Raw genomic sequence first — 19,061 nt, 5'->3', positions numbered from 1 at the left:
ACGAGACCGAGGACTGCCGACAGCTCAGCGGAGCCCGGGATTCAGGTGTCGGAGCCCGGAACCCGGTCCAGATCCTTCACCGCCGGCCCTTCCAGCAGCCCGCCGTCGGGGGCGAAACGCGAGCCGTGCAGGGGGCAGTCCCAGGACTGCTCCGCGTCGTTCCAGCGCAGCACGCCGCCCATATGGGTGCAGACGCCGGAGACGGCGCAGGTCCGTCCCTCCACGGTGGAGACCCCCACCGGCCTGCCGCGCCACCGGCCGACGACACCCCGCCCCTCGGGCGGCGTCGCGGCCGCCCCGTGCACGTCGGCCTCGGGCATGTCCGCCCCGGGCACGTCGGCCTCGGTCACGCCGGCCCCGGGGTCGTCCGCCCCAGGCACGTCCGTGGGCTCGACGGCTCGGGCCGGTGCTGCCGGCTGCAACGGGCCCGACGGGCCCGTCGGGAGCTGAGTCAGCTCCGCGCCGACCCAGCCCTGCACGAGCTCCTTGCCCACCTGCGCGCCCATCGACGCCTCGGCGGCCAGGGCGCCGAACCCGCCGCCCGCGGACCGCAGGACCTCGAACCACACGGGGGTGCGCCCCTCGATGACCCCGGTCATGGCCAGAGCCGCCGCGGCGGCATTGGTCATTCCCCACTTGGCGTACCCGGTGGCGGCCAGGATGGTGCCGTCGCTGCCGGGCAGGGCACCGATCAGCGGCAGACCGCTCGCGGATTCGTAGTCCTGCGCCGCCCAGGTGTGGGTGCGCTGCGCCCCGGGGACCAGGCGGAGCGCCCACTCGTCCAGCTCGGCGATCCGGGCCGCGTGGGAGTCGGTGCGGCCGGTGACGTGCCCGTTGCCGCCCACCAGCAGCAGTTCCTCGCCGCCGTGGGGCGCCGAGCGGATGCTGCGGGTGGGGCCGTCCACGGAGATGTACATGCCCGACGGCACCTGCCTGTGCTCGGGGACCCGGTAGGCCAGGGCGTACGAGCGCTGGGGGACCATCCGCAGCGAGTGGCCGCCGCGGTCCAGGACCGGACTGCCGGTGGCCAGCACGAGACGGTCGGCGCGGACCTCCCCGCCGGTGGTGCTCAGCCTCAGCGGTCCCCGGCGGGAGGCGCCGGTCAGCCGCACCCCCTCGACGATGACCCCGCCGAGACCGCGCAGCTCCCGCGCGAGAGCGGTGAGCACATCCATCGCGTCGAACTGCGCCTGGTCCGCGAGGGCGACCGCGCCGGCCATCGGCAGCGCCAGCTCGCTGGTCTCCTGCCATTGCAGATCCAGGCCCAGCTCCTGCGCGGTCTCCAGCTCCTCGCGCAGCTGCGCCGTGCCGGCATCGGTGCTCGCGTAGCTGTAGGCGGTGCGGCGCTGGAAGGGCACGTCGTGCTGCGCGCACAGCTCCAGGAGCCAGTTCTGCCCGTCCCGATTCGCCGCCAGGTACGCCGCGGCGGCCTCCAGCGAGGTCCGTCGGCGGATCCGGGACAGTCGGGTGCTCTGCAGCAGCGAGACCTTTCCGGTGGTGTTGCCGGTGGCGACCGCCCCGACCGTGCGGGCCTCCAGCACGATCACCCGCCGCCCGGTGCGGGCGAGGGCCACCGCCGTGGCGAGCCCGGTCAGCCCAGCGCCCGCGACGGCCACGTCGTACGAGATCCCGGCCGGCATGGCCGAGACGGGGACGCGCGAGGGGTCGTGGGTGTCCAGCCAGAGTGAGGTCATGGCGTCTGTTCTCCATCGGTCGCTGATGGGCCGGGATCGGGGCGGGTCCGGGCTGATCGGGGCGGATCGGAGGCTGATCGGAGCGCCCGACGGCGGAACCGACCCGCTGGGCCCACTGTAGGGAGTGAGTGCGTGGCGCGGCCCGACACAGCGGGGATGGACCGACTGGTCGCGCCCCGCCGCGGGCATCACTGTCCTGCCCCGTACGGCACCCCCGCAGGGGCAGCCCACGAGGCGGCCGGCCCGCGCGGTTCGTTGCTCCCGGGCGCCGGGAGAGTATGGAGAAGTCGTCGGCTGATCAGGGAGAACGGTGCTCTTCTCGGACGGACCGGCCGGAGTGGGCGTCGGGCAGCGACCGGCGGATCCCGACGTCTCGTCGGTCATCGAAGGCCCCCTACCACCGCGGATACCGGGCCTGCGCGAGCCGTCTCTCCGGGGCGGCAGACCGCTCGCCGACTTGTCGCACTGGAGAAGCACTTCTACTGTCAGCCGAGAAGCGCTGCCGGGCCGAGCCTCTCCGACTCCGTGCCTCGACCTCAGTGCCTCGGCGCGGGCGAAGCGGGAGGTCACAGCGCTGCCGGAGATCATCTCGCCGGCGCCGCCGCCGGGTCCGTGGGAACGACTTCTTCGAGAGGACGTGACATGACGACAGCCGACCGCACCGCAGTGCCGGTCCCGGCTCCTGCCGCCTCCGGCCCGCCGCGACGCAGACGCCGCCGCTTCACCCGGGAGGCCCTGGCCGGCTACGCGTTCATCTCCCCGTGGATCATCGGATTCCTCATCTTCACCGTGATCTCGATGAGCTACAGCGCGTTCCTCTCGATGACCGACTACGACCTGGCCACCAACGAGGCTCCGTGGGTGGGAGGCGCCAACTACGCCCAGCTCATCGACGACCCCAAGGTGCTGCAGTCACTGGGCAACACCTTCACCTTCGCGCTGATGTCGGTGCCGCTGGAGACGGCGTTCGCGCTCATGCTGGCGCTGCTGCTGATGTCGATCCCGCGCGGGCAGGGCTTCTTCCGGGTCCTGTACTACCTGCCGAAGATGACTCCTGCCGTCGCGACGGCGGCGGTGTTCCTGCTGCTGTTGAACGGCAACCGCGGAGCCGTCAACCAGTTCCTGGCGATCTTCAACATCCCCGGGCCTCAGTGGCTGATCGATCCCGACTGGATCATCCCCTCGATCGTGCTGATGTCCGCCTGGGCGGTGGCCGGGTCGATGATCATCTACATGGCGGCGCTGCAGGGGGTCCCGACGGATCTCTACGAGGCGGCGGCGCTGGATGGCGCAGGGCCTGTCCGCCGGTTCTGGAAGATCACGATCCCGCTGATCTCACCGACCACGTTCTTCCTCGTCGTCACGAACACCATCACCTCGCTGCAGGTGTTCGACCAGGCGTATCTGCTGTTCTATCGCGACACCAGCAGCTCGGCGCCGTCGGCCTCCCTCTTCTACGGCATCCACCTCTATCAGCAGGCGTTCCAGCAGTTCAACTTCGGGCTCGCCGCCGCCATGGCCTGGGTGCTCTTCGTGATCATCATGATCATCACCCTGATCCAGATCCGGGTCTCCAAGCGCCTCGTCCACTACCAGGGGGAGTAACCGATGACCACCGCGAAGTCCGTCACCGCCGCTCCGATCCCCGGGACCGACGCGGCGCCGGCGCCCGTTCCGGCCCGCACACGTCCCCGCGCGCCCCGTCCCGAGGTCGCACTGGAGGGGGCCGTCACCGGTCATGCCGACGGTCCGCGCCGTGTGCTGCGCCGCGTGGTCGTCTTCCTGCGCTGGGCGCTGACCCTCGCCATCGGGGCCCTGTTCCTCTACCCGCTGCTGTGGCTGCTCTCGGCCAGCCTGAAGCCTCGCGGGGAGGTCTTCGACAACCGGCTGATCCCCCACACCTGGTCCCCGCAGAACTACACCGAGGTGTGGTCGCAGCTGCCTCTGGCCAGCTGGTTCATGAACTCCGTGTTCATCGCCGTGGCCGGGGCGACGCTGATGACGGTCTCCAGCTCGATGGTCGCCTTCGGCTTCGCCTACTTCCGGTTCCCCGGTCGCAACGTGCTGTTCGGCCTGGTCCTGGCAACGATGATGCTTCCCGGTGCCGTAACCCTGGTGCCCAACTATCTGATCTGGAAGCACCTCGGGTTCCTGGGCACCTCGGTACCGCTGTGGGGCGGCGCGCTGTTCGGATCGGCGTTCTACATCTTCCTGATGCGCCAGTTCTACCGAGGGATCTCCCGCGAGCTGTTCGAGGCGGCCAGGGTCGATGGCTGCACCTTCTTCGGGCTCTTCCGGCGCATCGCCTTCCCGCTCGCCCTGCCCTCGGCGGTGATCGTGTGGCTGTTCGAGTTCCAGGCCTCGTGGAACAACTTCCAGGGGGCGCTGATCTATCTCAACTTCGGCTCCCCGGAGGACTACACCGTCCCGCTGGGCATCAACTACGCCATGACCCTGTTCTCGCCCACCGCCGGGGGCCACGGCGACTACCAGTACGTCATGGTCGCCTCCGTGGTGGTGACCCTGCCGATGCTGATCCTGTTCGCCGTCGGCCAGCGGTACTTCGTGGGCGGCCTGGCCGGGGTCGGCGTCAAGGGCTGACCCAGGGCTGAGCGGCGGCGGCCCCGCCCGGCCTGGGCGGGCCCGGCCTCGAACGACACCGCCGAGCGGCGCCGCCGAGCGGTGCCGCGAACGGCGGCCGCTCACCGGCTCAGGAGTTGTTCTCGTACTCCTGCTGGGCGGTCGACTGGGCGTCGGCGAGCGCCTGCTCGACGTCCTTCTCCCCGGTCATCGCGGCGGAGACGGCGTCGTTCAGGGCCTGCTGGATCTGCTGGCCCGCCGGGGACGGACCGGTCGAGCGGGGCTCGGCGAGCACGTCGTAGTAGACGCCGATGGCCTGGTCGAAGTCGGCATCACCGGACTCGGCCACGAACTGCTCGCGGATCTGCTGATCGGCCTCCGGAGACCCCGTGAACACACCGGTGTTGATGCCGCCGGCCTCCTCGACCGCGGCCTCACGGGCCTCACCGGCCTTGAGCCAGGCGTCCGTCGAGGTGACCGCGAGGGCCCAGGCCAGGGCCGCATCCGGGTTGGCGGCGCCGGTGGGCACCGCGAAGGCGGAACCGCCGGCGAAGGCGATGGTGGTGCCGTCGGTGCCCAGGATCGGCACGGCGTGCAGCTCGACCGCGTCGGCGAAATCGGTGAGGACGTTGAGGTACCACTGGGCCCAGGACTGGGAGACCACCTGGTCGCTCACGTACTGGTTCTGCTCGCCGAACACGTCCATGGAGTTCTTCAGCGAGGTGACCTCCTCGTATCCTCCCTGGAGGTCGAGGATCTCCTTGATCCAGGTGAGGGCCTCGATGTTCTCGGCGCTGTCGAGGGTGGGGGCGCCGTCCTCGCCGATGCTGCCGCCGCCGAACACCTGCAGCCACATCTCGGTGGAGCCGGGGATGTCGCCGTCGAACCCGAGGGTCACGGGGGCGGAGCCCTCGAGGGCGGTGGCCTTCTCCACGGTCTTGAGGAACGCGTCGGGGTCCGAGGTGTCGAAGTCCTCGGGAGAGACGCCGGCGGCCTCGGCCGCGCGCGCGTTGACCAGGATCGCGCTGGGCTGGAAGAACTGCGGGATCGCGTACCTGGCGTCCTCGTAGGTGACGTCGTGGACGGCGGGCTCGTAGTACTGCTGCACGGGATCCACGCTGTGCGCCTCGAAGCCCTGGTCGAGAGGCAGGATGAGTCCCTGGGCGGCGAAGGTCGCCACCACCGCCCGGTCGAGCTGGATGAGGTCGGGCACCTGCCCGGATGCTGCCTGCGCGGAGAACTTCTGGGGGTCGAAGTTCGTGGTGTCCATGTCGATCTGGAGATCGGGGAGCTGCTCGGCCGCGTAGTCGGCGCGGGACTGGCCGACCTCGTCCGAGGGGTTGAAGCCCATCGTGGACAGGGCACCGGTCGCCTCGGTCGAGAACTCGTGGTCCTGCTCGCCGCCGCCCCCGCCGGACGTCTCGCCGCCGCCGCTGCACGCGGCGAGCCCGAGAACGCCGGTGGCCGCGCCCGCCTGGAGTACTCCTCGTCTGGTCAGCATGGTGCTCTCCTCCCGGGCGCGCGGTGCGCGCCTCTCGCGACGACGGGGCATCGCCCCTGGTCGGAGAATAGAGCCGCGCTCATCCAGCGGCAATGAACCCGTCCGAACGGTCCGGAGGGGCCCACCGGCCTGCTCGGGCCGGCCGGTCGCATCGCCGCGTCGGCCCCGTGTCGGACCGGTCCCGTCCTCCCGTTACGCGGGCCCGACCCGCCGGGCGTGCTCGACGGCGGAGCGGACCCCGCGGTCCCAGACGTCCCCGTGGCCGGGCAGGACCGTGCGCGCGCCCGTGGCCTCCAGGGCGGCCAGCGACTCGAGTGCCTGGGCGCTGTCGGCCGTAGCGGCCCCGGCGACGATGCGCGGGCCCGTGCTTGCGGTGTACGGGTCCAGCGTGACCAGCGCATCGCCGGTGAGGACCACGTCGCGGTCGGGAAGGTGGAGGGCGACGTGCCCGTCCGTGTGCCCCGGGGTCGCGATCACTCGAGGGCGACCCGGCGCGTGGAGGGTGGTGTCCGGAGCCAGGGGCAGGGTGTCGCTGACCCCGCGCACCAGGGCGGCACCCGCCAGCATCATCGAGACCAGCATGGGCACGGCGCGGGGGTGTCGGAGCGGGTACACGGCGCTGGGGTTCTCGTGCGCGTAGCGGTAGGGATGCGCGGCCAGCTCCGCATCCCGGGCGTGGGCGTAGATCGGCAGGCCGAGGCGCTGCACGAGCCGGCGAGCGGTGCCGACGTGGTCGAAGTGAGCGTGGGTGAGGACCAGCGCCCGGAGATCCTCGGGACGGTGCCCGAGGGTGCGGATAGCGGATCCCAGCTCGCGCCAGACACCGGGGAGCCCGGCGTCGACGAGGGTCAGGCCGTTCCCGCCCTCGATGAGATAGCAGTTGACGTGAGCGCGACGAATCAGGTGGACGCCGGTCGCCACATCAGGAACAAACATCACGACTCCCTTGCCGAGGGGACCGGGTGAGCGTTGCCGAGTGTACGAGCGGCTCGGCAGGGAGGTCACGGGCCGAGTGGTAGGGAGAGCCGGTGCCACGGCGCCCGTGGGATCCGGCGGCGACCGTCGGCCACCGGATGTTTCGGCCCGCTCAGCCGCCGCCGCCGTCGCTGGGGCCGGCGCCCTGCTGCTGCTCCTGCTCGTTCTGCTCATTGCGGCCGGCGTCGTTCCCCTGGCCCTGATCAGCCTGGTCGCCTTCACCGGCCGGGTCCTCGCCCTGCTCCGGGGTCGGCTCCTCGGACGGCTCCTCACTCGGCTCGGCGGGCTCCTCCGACGGCTCCTCGGAGGGTTCCTCCGACGGCTCGTCGGCGGGCTCCTCGGGCTCCGCCGGCGGCTGCTCACTCGGCTGCGGCTCCGGCGTGCTGCGGGAGCGCTCCTCGTTGTCCAGCTGGACCTCCTCGGGGAAGTCGAGCTTCTCCTGCCCCTCCAGCGAGCTCGACATGATGTCGCCCCAGATCGCGGTGGGGAACGTGCCGCCGGTGATGTTCCGCTCGCCGCCGAACGCCGTCAGCTGCTCCTCGGAGGTTCCGTCCTCGGAGGGCTGGAACATGCCCACCGAGGTGACCAGCTGCGGGGTGAAGCCGACGAACCACGCCGAGCGGAAGCTCTCCGAGGTGCCCGTCTTCCCGGCCACAGGGCGACCATCCATGATCCCTTGCAGGTCACGGGCGGAGCCTTCCGTCGGCGGGCCCTGCAGGGCGACGGTCGCGTTCGTGGCGACCTCCTCGTCGATCACCCGCTTCTCCTCGCTCTGATGCTCATAGCGCGAGGACCCGTCGGGCCGGGTGACGGACTGGACGATGTAGGACTCCCGGACGACGCCGCCGGAGGCGATCGTCCCGTAGACCTCGGCCATCTCCGTGACCGTCGGCGACGCCGAGCCGAGCACGTTGGAGGCCTCGGCACCCAGGCCCGGCGTCTCCTCCGGCAGCCCGAGGGCGACCGCGGTGTCCCGGGTGCGCTCGGGACCCACCTCGATGTTCGCCTCCGCGTAGGCGGTGTTGATCGAGTGCGTCGTGGCCTCGGCCAGCGAGACCCGCCCGTAGGAGTTGTCGCCGAAGTTCTTGACCGTCCAGCCGGGGAACTCCTTCGGGGAGTTGCCGTCCCAGCGGGAGTCCAGCGGGTAGCCGTCCTCGAGCGCCGAGATCAGGGTGAAGGTCTTGAAGATCGATCCGGCCTGCATGCGGGACTGGGTGGCGTCGTTGACGGACTGGGAGACGAAGTCCGGCCCCCCGTACATGCCGCGGATCGCTCCCGAGGAGGGATCCATCGTCACCGTGCCGACGCGGTTCTGCTCGGGGCGGTCCTCCGGCAGGTTCTCGATCGCCTGGACGGTGTTGTTCTGGATCGAGGGATCGATGGTGGAGACGATCTTGTACCCGCCGGTGTTGATCTCCTCCTCGGTGAAGCCCTGCTCGATCAGCTCGTTGCGGACCTGGGCCAGCAGATACCCGTTGGTGCCGCCCAGGGTGTTCTCGCTCTTGGGCTCGATGGTCTCGGGGAACTGCATCGCGTCGGCCTCGGAGGCCGTCATCTGGCCGGTGTTGACCTGCCGGGAGATGACCCGGTTCCACAGCCTCTGGGCGTCCTCGGGATTCTTGGCGGGATCGTAGGTGGAGGGGCCCGGGATCACCGCGACCAGCAGTGCGGCCTCCTCCTCGGTGAGCTCCGAGGCGTCCTTGCCGTAGTACGCCTGCGAGGCCTCCTGGATGCCGTAGGCGCCTCGCCCGAAGTAGATCGTGTTGAGGTATCTGGAGAGGATCTCGTCCTTGCTCAGCTCCTGGTCGATCTTCAGCGCCATCACCATCTCCTTCACCTTGCCGGCGTAGGAGGTGGTGGTGCCGGTGTAGTACCGCTCCACGTACTGCTGGGTGATGGTCGAACCGCCCTGCCGGGCGCCGCCGGAGAGATTGTTGACCATGGCGCGCACGATGCCGCGCGGGGAGACGCCGCGGTTCTCGTAGAAGCTGGAGTCCTCGCTGGCCACGACGGCGTCCTTGACGTTCTGCGGGATCTCCTCGGCATCGAGCTCGGTGCGGTTGACCTCGCTGAACTCGCCCATCTCGGTCTCGCCGTCGGCGAAGTAGACGCGGGTGGTCTGGGACAGCGCGAAGTCGGAGGGCTCCGGCACCTCGGTGTCGTTGTACAGCCATACGGCGAAGCCGAGGCCTGCGAGCACCATCAGCGCCATCGCGCCCACGATCATGCGCAGCGAGGGGATCCAGCGCCACGGGTTCCGCGCACCGGCCCGCGGGTAGTTCAGGAAGTTGGCCGGGACCGGCTTGCGGGGGCCTCCTCCGCCCCGGCCGCCACCGCCCGTACCGCGCGCTCCGGCTCCGGCCGCGGCGGCACTCGTGGCCGCGCCGCGACGAGCGGCCCGGGGTGCGGTGCCCGCGCTCTTGGACGGACGGGCGTGCCGGGCGGCGACCGAGGTGCGACCGCCCTCGCCGGCACCCGAGGCACCGCCGGCCCGGGAGCCGCCGCCTGCGCCCCGGGCGCTGCCGCCTGCGGCGCCGGCGCTCGCGCCTGCCGCTGCGGCCCCTGCCCCGGCGGCGCGGCCACCCGTGGCGGACGAGCTGCGGCCGGTGCGGCTGGTGCCCTTGGGCGCGGGAGTCTTCGGCGCCGGCTTCGCCGGGGTCGCGCGACGGACTCCAGCGGCACGACGGGCACCACCGCTCGTCGGCTTCTTCGATCGGTTCGATCGGTCCGACGAGCCACGGGACGAGCGTCGGGATTCGCTCATGGCTGCTCCTGGTCCTTCGGGGACACGTCCTTCGGGGGCACGGACGCGTGCACGTGCCACCGGGGCACGCAGCTCCCCAGTATGCGCACGCCGCTGCGCCTGACGGAACGGCCCGGCGTCGAAGCACACAGACTATCCACGTCTCGTGCGGCGCCGCTCACACCCAGCCTGCCCGCCTGCACACGTCCCTCACGAGGAGGCCGCCCGGGACGCCGGTCCCGAGGGTGTCACTCCTGGCCGCGGGCGGCCCACCATGCCTTCAGCTCCTCGATGGCACGCTCCTCGCCGAGGGGGCCGTGCTCCATGCGCAGATCCAGCAGATGCTTGTAGGCCTCGCCGACCGCCGGGCCGGGGCTCATCCCGAGGATCTCCATGATCCGGTTGCCGTCCAGGTCGGGCCGGATCCTCCCGATCTCCTCCTGCTCGGCGAGGTGATCGATCCTCGCCTCGAGCTCGTCGTAGGCCAGCGCCAGCTGGCGCGCCTTGCGCCGGTTGCGGGTGGTGACATCGGCCCGGGTGAGGCGGTGGAGGTGCTGGAGCAGATCACCGGCGTCGGTGACGTAGCGCCGCACCGCCGAGTCGGTCCAGGGCGCGTCGGCGTACCCGTGGAAGCGCAGGTGCAGCTCCACCAGCCGGGCCACCTTCTTGGTGGTGTCCTTGTCGAACGTCAGCGCGCGCATCCGCTTCGCGGTCATCTTCGCGCCCACCGTCTCGTGGAACCGGAAGGTGACCGCACCGCCAGGTTCGAACCGGCGGGTGGCGGGCTTGCCCACGTCGTGCATCAGCGCGGCCATGCGCAGCACCAGGTCGGGTGCCTCGCAGGGCCCGCCGGAGCCCCGAGGGCTCTCGAGATCGATCGCCTGGTCCAGCACCGTCAGCGAGTGCTCGTAGACGTCCTTGTGATGGTGGTGCTCATCGATCTCCAGCCGCAGCCCGGGCAGCTCGGGGAGGACATGGTCGGCCAGGCCCAGCTCCACCATCAGCTCGAGGCCACCGCGGGGATGCGCACCGAGCATCAGCTTGACCAGCTCCTCGCGCACGCGTTCGGCCGAGACGATGGACAGACGCTCCGCGAGCGCCTCGATCGCGTCGGCCGTGGAGTCCTCGATGCGGAATCCGAGCTGGGAGACGAAGCGGACCGCGCGCAGCATGCGCAGCGGGTCGTCGGTGAAGGACTGCTCGGGGCCGACGGGGGTGCGCAGCACCGTGCGGGCGAGGTCGCCGAGCCCGTCGAAGGGATCGACCAGCTCCAGCGAGGGGATGCGCACCGCCATCGCGTTGACCGTGAAGTCACGGCGGGAGAGGTCCCCGGCAAGGGTGTCCCCGAAGGCGACCTGCGGCTTGCGGCTGGCCGGGTCGTAGGACTCGGTGCGGTAGGTGGTGATCTCCACCTTCACGCCCCCGCGGGCACCGCCCAGGGTGCCGAACTCCCGGCCCATGTCCCACACCGCACCGTCATGGGTCCAGCCGCGCAGGATCGCCTCGGTCTCCTCGGGCCGCGCCGAGGTCGTGAAGTCCAGATCGGCACTGGAGCGGCCCAGCACCGCGTCCCGCACCGGCCCGCCGACGAGGGCGAGCTCGAAGCCGGCCGCCTCGAACCGGCGGCCGAGGTCGTGGATCTCCTCGGGCAGCGCGCGGAACATCGAGGCGGACCGGGTGCGCGCGACGTCGAGCCGCTCAGCGGTCTCAGCGGTCTCAGCGGCATCGCCATCGGCGGGGTTCGGCTCGACGGGGTCGACGGGGTTGGTCACTGCTCGTCCTGTCATGGGGTCGGGAAGCGGGTCGACGCGATGTAGAGGTCTCGTGCACCCGCAGCCCCTCTACGGTAGCGGCCGCTTACAGTGTCACCATGCCGTCGTCCCCGCCACTCGTGCGCCCGATTCTCGCGGCGCTGCTGGCGGTCCTGCTGCTCACGTCATCAGCGCTGGTGAGCGGACCGGCGACGCTGCTTCCGGCGGCCGACGCCGCTGGTCCCGCGGGCACCGGCCCCTCTCCCGAGGCGCCACCGGACCCTCCCGGCGACTCGCCGGTGAGCATGGATCTCGTCTCCCTGGATCCCACGTCGCTCGCTCCGGGCGGGATGGTCCAGGCGGAGGTCGAGGTGACGAACACCTCGTCGCAGCCGCTGAGCGACGTCGAGCTCGAGCTGCGCACCCGCACCTCCCGGGTCACCGACCGCGCGATGGTGGCCGACTGGCAGGCCGACTCCTCACCGGATACCACCGGCCCCGCGCTGACGACCTCGCCGGAGGTGCCCCAGCTGGACCCGGGCGAGTCCGCGACCCTGTCCATCGAGGCCACCGCCGAGGAGCTCGCCTACTCCGAGGAGCCCTACTTCTGGGGCACGCGCCGCATCTCGCTGACCGTCGTCGCCGACGAGGAGCCGCTGGCGGCGATCCGCTCCTTCGTCGTGTGGCGGCCCGCCGGCACCGAGGACTCCATCACCCAGTCCGTGCTGCTGCCGGTGGCCGCCCTCGACGCCTCCGCCCCGGTCACCGCTCCTGAGGCGCATGCGCAGTCGGCGGAGTCCGGCCGCCTGGCCTCGCTGGAGCAGCTCGCGCTGCGCGAGGACGTCGACTGGTGGCTGGACCCGGCACTGCTGGATCCGCCGCAGCTGCCCGTCGAGTCCGAGGAGGGCACACCCGCCCCCGACGACGCAGAGGACGAGGAGGAGGCCCCGGAGTCGCCACGGGAGTACGAGGCCCCGGCGCCCGCTTCCGAGATGGCCGACGCGCTGGGCCAGGGCGTGGGCGACCGCACCGTGCTGGGCATGCCCTACGCGCGCGCCGACCTGGTCAGCCTGCGCGAGGCGGGAGCCGACGGCGTGCGCAGTGCCGCCGAGGAGAGCGCCCGCAGCACGTGGGAGGAGGCGGACATCGCGCCCCGCGCCTCGGCGATGCGCCTGGAGGGGCCGAACACAGACGCCGCCGGCCTGCAGCGCCTGGCCGACGCGGGCGCCACCACCGCGATCGTGCCGTCGACCTCGCTGCGCGCGGATGCCGGCTCGAGCGTGACACCGAGCTCCGTCGGCGTCGTCGAATCCACCGCCGAAGGGGGCGCCGGTTCCGGATCGGAGCTGCCCGTGCTCGCTCCGGATCCCGTGCTGTCCTCCGAATTCTCCCAACTCACCAGCGACTCCGATACGGAGCAGACGCGCCAGCGCCTGCTCGCCGAGACGGCCACCATCGCCTCCGAGTACACCGACGCCCCTCGCCACCTCCTGATCGCTCCGGATCCCGAGGCATCGCTGGATGCCGCGGCCGCCGAAAGCGCCCTGGACGCGCTGGCCGCGGCGCCCTGGGTGGAGCCCGGACGCACCGGCGACCTGCTCGATGCTGCCGACCATCGCTCCTGGACGACCGACCCCCAGAGCGAATCGGGGGAGCTGCTGGCCCTGGGCCGGCTCAGCATGCGCGACGTCCGGCCCTCGGGCCCCGGGCAGAACGGCCGCTGGGGCCACCTGGACGAGGCCGAGTCCCCCCAGCTCCTGGACCCCGACGCGCTGGCGGACCTGGAGGGCACCTGGAACCGGCTGGATGCCCTCGGTGCCGCCATGGAGGACGACACCCCGCTGGAGGCGCCCCGGCTCGAGGTGCTGGCGGGCACGTCGGTGCGATGGCGCGGCTCACCCGAGGTGCCTGCCGAGCGCGCCCAGGACGCCGCCGCAGTCTCCGATGAGCTGCAGGAGAAGATCCAGGTGGTTCCCGCCTCGGGGTACAACCTGATCTCCGATTCCGTCGGTGTGCCCATCACCATCACCAATCAGCTCGACACCCCCATCAGGGTCCGCACGGCCGTCTCCTCGGACCGTCCGCTGGTGCGCATCGGTGAGGCGCCCGTCGTGGAGGTCCCCGCCCAGGGACAGGTCGACGCCACCGTCCCCGTCGAGGCGATCGCCAACGGCACCGTCACCCTGACCACCGTGCTGACCGCCGAGGACGGCCAGCGGTTGACCGAACCGGTCGATGTCCCGCTGACGGTGAACCCGGCGTGGGAGAACTGGACCACGTTGCTGCTGGTGATCGCCATGGGGGTGCTGATGGTCGTCGGCGTGGCCCGGGCCCGGCGCACCGGCTCCGCCACCCGGGCTCCCGCCGTGCACGGCCCCGAGGATCCCGTCGAGCTCTCCCGTACCGGCCGCTCCATGCTCGACACGACGGCGACCGAGGCGGTGGTTGCCGAGGACGACGAGGCCGAGCAGCACAGCGAGGACGAGGAGCGGGACCCGCCCGGGGACTCCGGCCCCCCGGGCGCCGCCGGCGAGCCCCGCCGGGGGCGCCGGAGCGGGCCCGCCACCCATCGCCGTCCCATGAACGACCACGAGCACCACCACGGAGAGGAGGAGACCTGATGAGCACGTCCCTCCGCGTCCAGCATGTCCCGCGCCACCGCCGAGTCGGGGCCGTCCCCTCCAGCAGCACGAAGCTGCTGCAGGCCAGTGTGCTGATGGCCTCCGGCTCGGTGGTCTCGCGCATGCTCGGCTTCGTGCGGAACTTCCTGTTCGGCACCATCTTCACCGGCTCCATGTCTGCCGTCGCCAACGCCTTCAGCGCCGCGAACGTCCTGCCCAACACCATCTGGCTGCTCGTCGGCGGCGGCACCCTGAACGCGATCCTGGTGCCGGCGATCGTGCGCGCCGTCAAGCGTCCCGATCGCGGCAGCGACTACATCTCCCGGCTGATGACGCTGGTGGCCGCCGTCGCCCTGGGGATCACGGCCATCTGCACCCTGCTGGTGCCGCTGCTGCTGACCGTCACCAGCGGCGTGCTGCCCCCTGCGACGTTCGCGCTCGCGGTGCAACTGGGCTACTGGATGATGCCGCAGATCTTCTTCTCGGCGCTGTACGTCATGTGCGGCCAGCTGCTGAATGCGCATGACTCCTTCGGTCCGTACCAGTGGGCACCCGTGCTCAACAACCTCGTCGCCATCCTCGGCGCCGCGATGTTCCTGGGCGTGTGGGGGAAGGTCGGCTCCCCGGACGAATGGACCATGCCGATGGTCATCGCGATGGCCGCGATCAACGTCGGCGGATCCGCGGCGCAGGTGCTGTTCCTGTTCTGGTACGTCAAGAAGCTCGACCTGCGGCTGCGCCCGCGCTGGGGCTTCCGCGGGCTGGGGCTGGGCAAGCTGAGCCGGATCGGGCTGTGGACGCTGGCCATGCTGGGTCTGGGTCAGCTGGGCATCTGGTCCTCGCGCTGGGCCACCGGCGACGCGGTGCGGATGACGGAGCAGCTGGCGGACCAGCCGGACCTCGCGGCCCGGTACCCGGCGCTGCTGACCATGGAGTGGGCCTACCTCGCGTTCATGCTGCCGCAGGGCATCATCGCCGTCACCCTGGTCACCGCCGCGTTCCCGTCGCTCTCACGGCACGCGGCCGAGGGCGAGCACGCCGGGGCGCTGGACCGCTATGCCGAGACCAACCGGCTGCTGGCGGTGCCGATGGTGCTGTGCACGGCCGTGTTCATCGCCCTGTCGGGGCCGATCATGTGGGTGATCGGCGGCGGCACCGGGGAGATCGGGGCCCGCGCCAACGGCACGGTGCTGATCGGCTACATCCTGGGCCTGGTGCCGTTCGCGTCGCTCTACCTCATCAAGCGCGTCTTCTACGCCTACGAGGACGCACGCACGCCGTTCCTCACGCAGATCCCGATCACGGTGATCTCCTTGCTCTCGGTGCCGATCATCCTCACGACGGTGGACCCGAAGTGGGCGGCATTCTCCGCCGCCGCCTTCACGAGCTTCGGGAACCTGATCGCCTGGATCCTGGCCGCCTGGCAGCTGCGCCGCCACGCGCGCGCCGTGGGCACCACGCCGCCGCAGCTCGCCGTGGGCGCGAGGGTGCTGGGCAAGCTGCTCGGCGCCGCCGTGGTCAGCTGGGCGGTCGGCACGGGACTGGTCGCCCTGGCCGGGGACCTGTTCTGGGTCCACCGGGTCCTGGCAGCGGGGCTCGGCGCGATCGTCGCGGCCGTCATGACGGCCGTGTTCGTGGCCCTGGCGTGGCTGATGAACGTGGCCGAGGTGCGGATGCTCGTGGGCTACGCCCAGCGAGCGACCAATAAGCTGGCCCGCCGTGGTCCGAGAGTGAGCTCGTAGCATGGAAGGCGCTCGTGACGGGCGCACGCCCGCAGGACGAGGAGAAGGACGGTCCGTGAACACGACTGAGCAACAGGACGCGCTGCGTTCCCGGTGGACCCTGGAGGGGACGATCCCTCTGGCCGGTGTCGCCGAGGGCGCCGCGTGGCATCGCGCCCGATCGGTGGCCACCGGTGAGAGCGTCACCCTGTTCATCGTGCGCGGCCCGGCCGCTCTCGAGGCCGCCGACGCCGTCCGCCGCGCCTATCTGGTCGAGGACCCGCACCTGGTTCCCGTGCGCGACATCGTGGTGCTCGAGGGCTCGGACGAGAACCCTGGCGATGCCGGCCCCGCCCGCGCCGCCGAGGGAACCGGTGGAGCCGACGGGCAGGCGCGGACCGGGGAGGGGCCGACCGGGGAGGGGCCGATGACGATCGTCGAGTACCCGCCGCCACCCGCGCCGCCGCTCGCTGCCCTGCTCGGCAAGGGGCCGCTGCACCCGGAGACGGCCCGCTCGATCATCGGCGAGGCCGCGACCGGCCTGGAGGTCGCCCGCCGCCGCGGGGTGCGCCACCAGTTCCTGGATTCCAACCGCGTGTTCGTCGACACGGCCTCGGGCGAGGTCTCGGTGCTCGGCGTGGGAGTGGAGGCGGCTGCGCACACCAACCTCGACCGTTCGCGCGAGGTCGCCTCCTTCCAGGACACCGCGGCTCTGGTCGCGCTGCTGTATCGCGCGCTCACCGGCCGCAGTCCGCAGCACGACGCCTCGGGAACCGTGCCGCGACCCTCGTCGATCGTGGACACCGAGATCCCGGCGGATCTCGACCTGCTGTGCGACCTGGTGCTGAACGAGACGGCCGACGACATCCCCGAGACCACCCGCGGGCTGATCGCCGCCCTCGAGCCGTGGCAGTCCATCCCGGTCACGCTCGAGGCGTACCCGCGCGGGAGCCGCCCGGCCGGCCCCTCGCAGCAGCACGGGGAGCCGGGCAGGACGGACGAGCGAGGCGAGCCGGACAAACCGTCCGTGACGGACGAACCGTCGCACCCGGACGAACCGTCAGAGCCGTCAGAGCCGTCAGAGCCGGACGAGGACACGGTGGTCGTCCGCCCGGCCGGCCCCGGCACGGAGGCACACACCGCTGCCGGTCCCACCACCGCTGGAGCGCTGGCGGCGGCCGGCGCCGTCGGTGCGGCGACCTCTCAGACGACTCCGCCCGGCTCAACGCCCGGCCCCGTGCCACCGGTGGATACCGCGCGCGACCAGGCCCCGAGCGCCGCAGCATCCGCGCCGGCAGCTGAGCCTGCGGTGGCAGCGGCCCGCGGGGCCGCGCCGGGCCCTGCAGGTGCTGCGGAGCCGGAGGACACGACCAAGCCGGTGGACACAGCGGAGCCTGCGGAGACCGTGGAGACCGAGGAGACCGCTCAGACGTCGGCCGAGGCCCGAGGGCTGGTGGAGGATCTCCACCTGGACGAGAAGCGGTCCAGCAGCCCGTTCCCCGGTCAGCTCGACATCACGCCGCCGCCGCGTCCCACCACCCCTGCCGCTCCCGAGCCGCAGGAGGCGCCGGCGGCGTCGGACCGCACCCAGCCGTCGGAGCCGTCGCACTCCGGCCACGCCCCGCACTCCGGCTCCCCGGAGCAGTCATCGGCCCCTGCCGCAGCGGGAGCGGGCGCCGTCGCCGCCGGAGGTGTGGCCGCCGGCTCGCAATCGGTCGACCCGGACATCCCCGCGCGCACCGCAGGCACCCAGTGGCCGCTGACTCCGGTCCACGACGCCGAAGCCGCCGATCCGCTCTCGCCGTCACAGGCTCCGGAACACAGCACGGCACCTGCCGAGCAGCCGCGTCGGACCTCGCCCGAGCATCCCGACGCGAGCGGTGTGCCCGATACGCAGACCCCGCAGCAGGATGAGGACGCAGCGGCTGCCGAGGCGGCGACTCCCACCTCGGCCGGCCCGGTCCATCACACCCCCAGCGCCGGGTCACCGGCACCGATGGCGGTCTCGGGACGCACCGAGTCCCTGGCGCCGGTGGTCAGCGACGGCCCCATCGTGGTGCGCGGTCGCGATCGCTCCGCCCTGGAGGATCCGCCCGAGGAGGCCACGGTGCCGTCGGGCCGCGGCACGCTGTTCCGCGACGTGGTCGGCATCGCTGTCGACGCCGACGACCCCGAAACCTACGCGCTGGGCCCGACGCAGGCGGAGGAACGCTCCCGGCAGTCGCAGTGGATCCTCATCGGCGGCGTGCTGGTGGTCATCGTGGCCCTGGTGTTCGCGCTGACCACCGTCACGTCCGGGCTGCGCGAACGCATGGCCAACCCGCTGGACACCTCGCCCGTCGCCTCACCCACGGAGACCGAGACGGACGAGGCGCCGGTCGAGCCCACCCAGCACACCGAGGAACCCGAGCTGCCCGCCGCGCAGATCGGCGGCATCGAGCTGTTCGCGCAGGGCACTGATCAGCCGCCGGACAACGCCGACCAGCAGGAGCGGATCACCGACGGGGACCCCGGGACCTTCTGGTCCACCAAGTACTACGCGAGTCCCGACTACGGCGGCCTGAAGGAGGGCGTCGGCGTCCGGGTGAATCTGGTGGAGCAGTCGAAGCTCTCGGCGGTGACCGTCACCACCGCCCGCAACAGCGGCGGGACGCTGGAGCTGCGCGCCGTGAACGACGACGGCTCCCCGGGGGACGTCCTGGCCAGCGGCGAGTTCGCCGGAGACGGTGAGGTCCGTCTGGAGCCGGGCGAGCCCGTGGAGACGGACAAGGTCATCCTGTGGCCCAGCGACCTGCCGCCCGACAGCGAGGAGTCCGGCAAGTTCCGGGCCCGCATCGCGGAGATCCGCGTCGAATGAGACGGCTCGGGTTCCGTTCCTCGTCGCGCCATCACCGGGGCGGGAGCGGTCCGCGCCGCACGTCGGTACTGGGCATCCCGGTCCAGCTGATCCTGGTCGCGATGGTGATCGCCGCTCTCCTGGGAGCACTGCTGGCGGCCGCTCTCGAGCAGTCCACCGCCAGTCGCACCCATTCCGGGTCCTCCGCGGTCGATGCGCCCACGGGCGCCGGGAAGAATTCGTCCGGTCTCCCCGTTATCACGGAGACAACTCTCGGCACCGAGGTCCAGAGGCTCGTCGACGCCGGCATGATCCAGCCGCCGACCAGCTTCGACGCCACCGAGTGCCTGCGGGAACAAGGAATCCAGGACTCGATCCTGATCATGGAGGAGGTGGCGTGGGGCACCGACGAGACGCACGGCTGGCTGCTCGTCCACGGTCCGATGGACCGCGAGACGCTGCGCGCCAACGGCGGCACCGTCTCGGCGACCGTCGTCCTGCCCAACTGCGGATCGGCCGACGGAGGCGACGTGGACCCGCAGCAGTCACGACTGTGGTCCGGAAGCGTGATGATCGGCTCCCTCTGACGTCACCGACGCACCTCGGTCACGACCGGCCACCGGCGTCTCGCCCTCCTCT

11 protein-coding genes are annotated in these 19,061 nt (G+C 71.8%); 6 read left to right on the top strand and 5 right to left on the bottom strand.

Annotated elements, in window-relative coordinates; all coding sequences use genetic code 11:
- Nucleotides 1–41 precede the first annotated feature (41 nt).
- Nucleotides 42–1,694, bottom strand: a complete 1,653-nt coding sequence (locus ACFQRD_RS11395) for an FAD-dependent oxidoreductase (protein ID WP_377017895.1) — start codon at nucleotides 1,692–1,694, stop codon at nucleotides 42–44.
- 642 nt (nucleotides 1,695–2,336) lie between these two features.
- On the opposite strand from ACFQRD_RS11395, the gene ACFQRD_RS11390 reads away from it, so the two are divergent.
- Nucleotides 2,337–3,299, top strand: a complete 963-nt coding sequence (locus tag ACFQRD_RS11390) for a carbohydrate ABC transporter permease (RefSeq protein WP_377017897.1) — start codon at nucleotides 2,337–2,339, stop codon at nucleotides 3,297–3,299.
- Between the two features lie 3 nt (nucleotides 3,300–3,302).
- Nucleotides 3,303–4,295 (top strand): carbohydrate ABC transporter permease, encoded by a 993-nt coding sequence (locus tag ACFQRD_RS11385; RefSeq protein ID WP_377804266.1) that lies wholly within the window; start codon nucleotides 3,303–3,305, stop codon nucleotides 4,293–4,295.
- 109 nt (nucleotides 4,296–4,404) lie between these two features.
- Here ACFQRD_RS11385 and ACFQRD_RS11380 read toward each other — a convergent pair whose 3' ends face one another.
- The 4 genes from ACFQRD_RS11380 to ACFQRD_RS11365 all read right to left on the bottom strand — a co-directional run bounded on the left by ACFQRD_RS11380 (nucleotide 4,405) and on the right by ACFQRD_RS11365 (nucleotide 11,157).
- On the bottom strand, nucleotides 4,405–5,775 hold the full coding sequence (locus ACFQRD_RS11380) for an ABC transporter substrate-binding protein (RefSeq protein ID WP_377804264.1): 1,371 nt from the start codon (nucleotides 5,773–5,775) through the stop codon (nucleotides 4,405–4,407).
- Between the two features lie 192 nt (nucleotides 5,776–5,967).
- Nucleotides 5,968–6,711 (bottom strand): MBL fold metallo-hydrolase, encoded by a 744-nt coding sequence (locus ACFQRD_RS11375; protein WP_377792378.1) that lies wholly within the window; start codon nucleotides 6,709–6,711, stop codon nucleotides 5,968–5,970.
- 151 nt (nucleotides 6,712–6,862) lie between these two features.
- Nucleotides 6,863–9,514 (bottom strand): transglycosylase domain-containing protein, encoded by a 2,652-nt coding sequence (locus ACFQRD_RS11370; protein ID WP_377792379.1) that lies wholly within the window; start codon nucleotides 9,512–9,514, stop codon nucleotides 6,863–6,865.
- Nucleotides 9,515–9,741: 227 nt separating this feature from the next.
- Nucleotides 9,742–11,157 carry a CCA tRNA nucleotidyltransferase gene (locus ACFQRD_RS11365; RefSeq protein ID WP_377804285.1) on the bottom strand — a complete coding sequence of 472 codons (1,416 nt, stop codon included), beginning with the start codon at nucleotides 11,155–11,157 and terminating at the stop codon, nucleotides 9,742–9,744.
- 206 nt (nucleotides 11,158–11,363) lie between these two features.
- Here ACFQRD_RS11365 and ACFQRD_RS11360 point away from each other — a divergent pair, with 206 nt between their 5' ends.
- Genes ACFQRD_RS11360 through ACFQRD_RS11345 form a run of 4 tightly spaced genes read left to right on the top strand, consistent with a single transcriptional unit; the run spans nucleotide 11,364 to nucleotide 19,009 of the window.
- Nucleotides 11,364–13,865 (top strand): DUF6049 family protein, encoded by a 2,502-nt coding sequence (locus ACFQRD_RS11360; RefSeq protein ID WP_377804262.1) that lies wholly within the window; start codon nucleotides 11,364–11,366, stop codon nucleotides 13,863–13,865.
- Nucleotides 13,865–15,607: a murein biosynthesis integral membrane protein MurJ gene (murJ, locus tag ACFQRD_RS11355; RefSeq protein WP_377804260.1), complete on the top strand. Its 1,743-nt coding sequence runs from the start codon at nucleotides 13,865–13,867 to the stop codon at nucleotides 15,605–15,607. The genes ACFQRD_RS11360 and murJ overlap by 1 nt, the downstream gene beginning before the upstream one ends.
- Before the next feature lie 55 nt (nucleotides 15,608–15,662).
- Entirely contained in the window at nucleotides 15,663–18,443 is a 2,781-nt protein-coding gene (locus tag ACFQRD_RS11350) for a hypothetical protein (RefSeq protein ID WP_377804258.1), read from the top strand.
- Entirely contained in the window at nucleotides 18,440–19,009 is a 570-nt protein-coding gene (locus ACFQRD_RS11345) for a hypothetical protein (protein ID WP_377804256.1), read from the top strand. Before ACFQRD_RS11350 ends, ACFQRD_RS11345 begins: the two co-directional genes overlap by 4 nt.
- The last annotated feature ends 52 nt before the right edge of the window (nucleotides 19,010–19,061 follow it).

This window comes from Brachybacterium sp. GCM10030268 (assembly GCF_042666305.1).
In the GTDB taxonomy this organism is placed as follows: domain Bacteria; phylum Actinomycetota; class Actinomycetes; order Actinomycetales; family Dermabacteraceae; genus Brachybacterium.
Note: the sequence above shows the minus strand (reverse complement) of the source record. Positions and strands in the feature narration are given on the sequence as shown.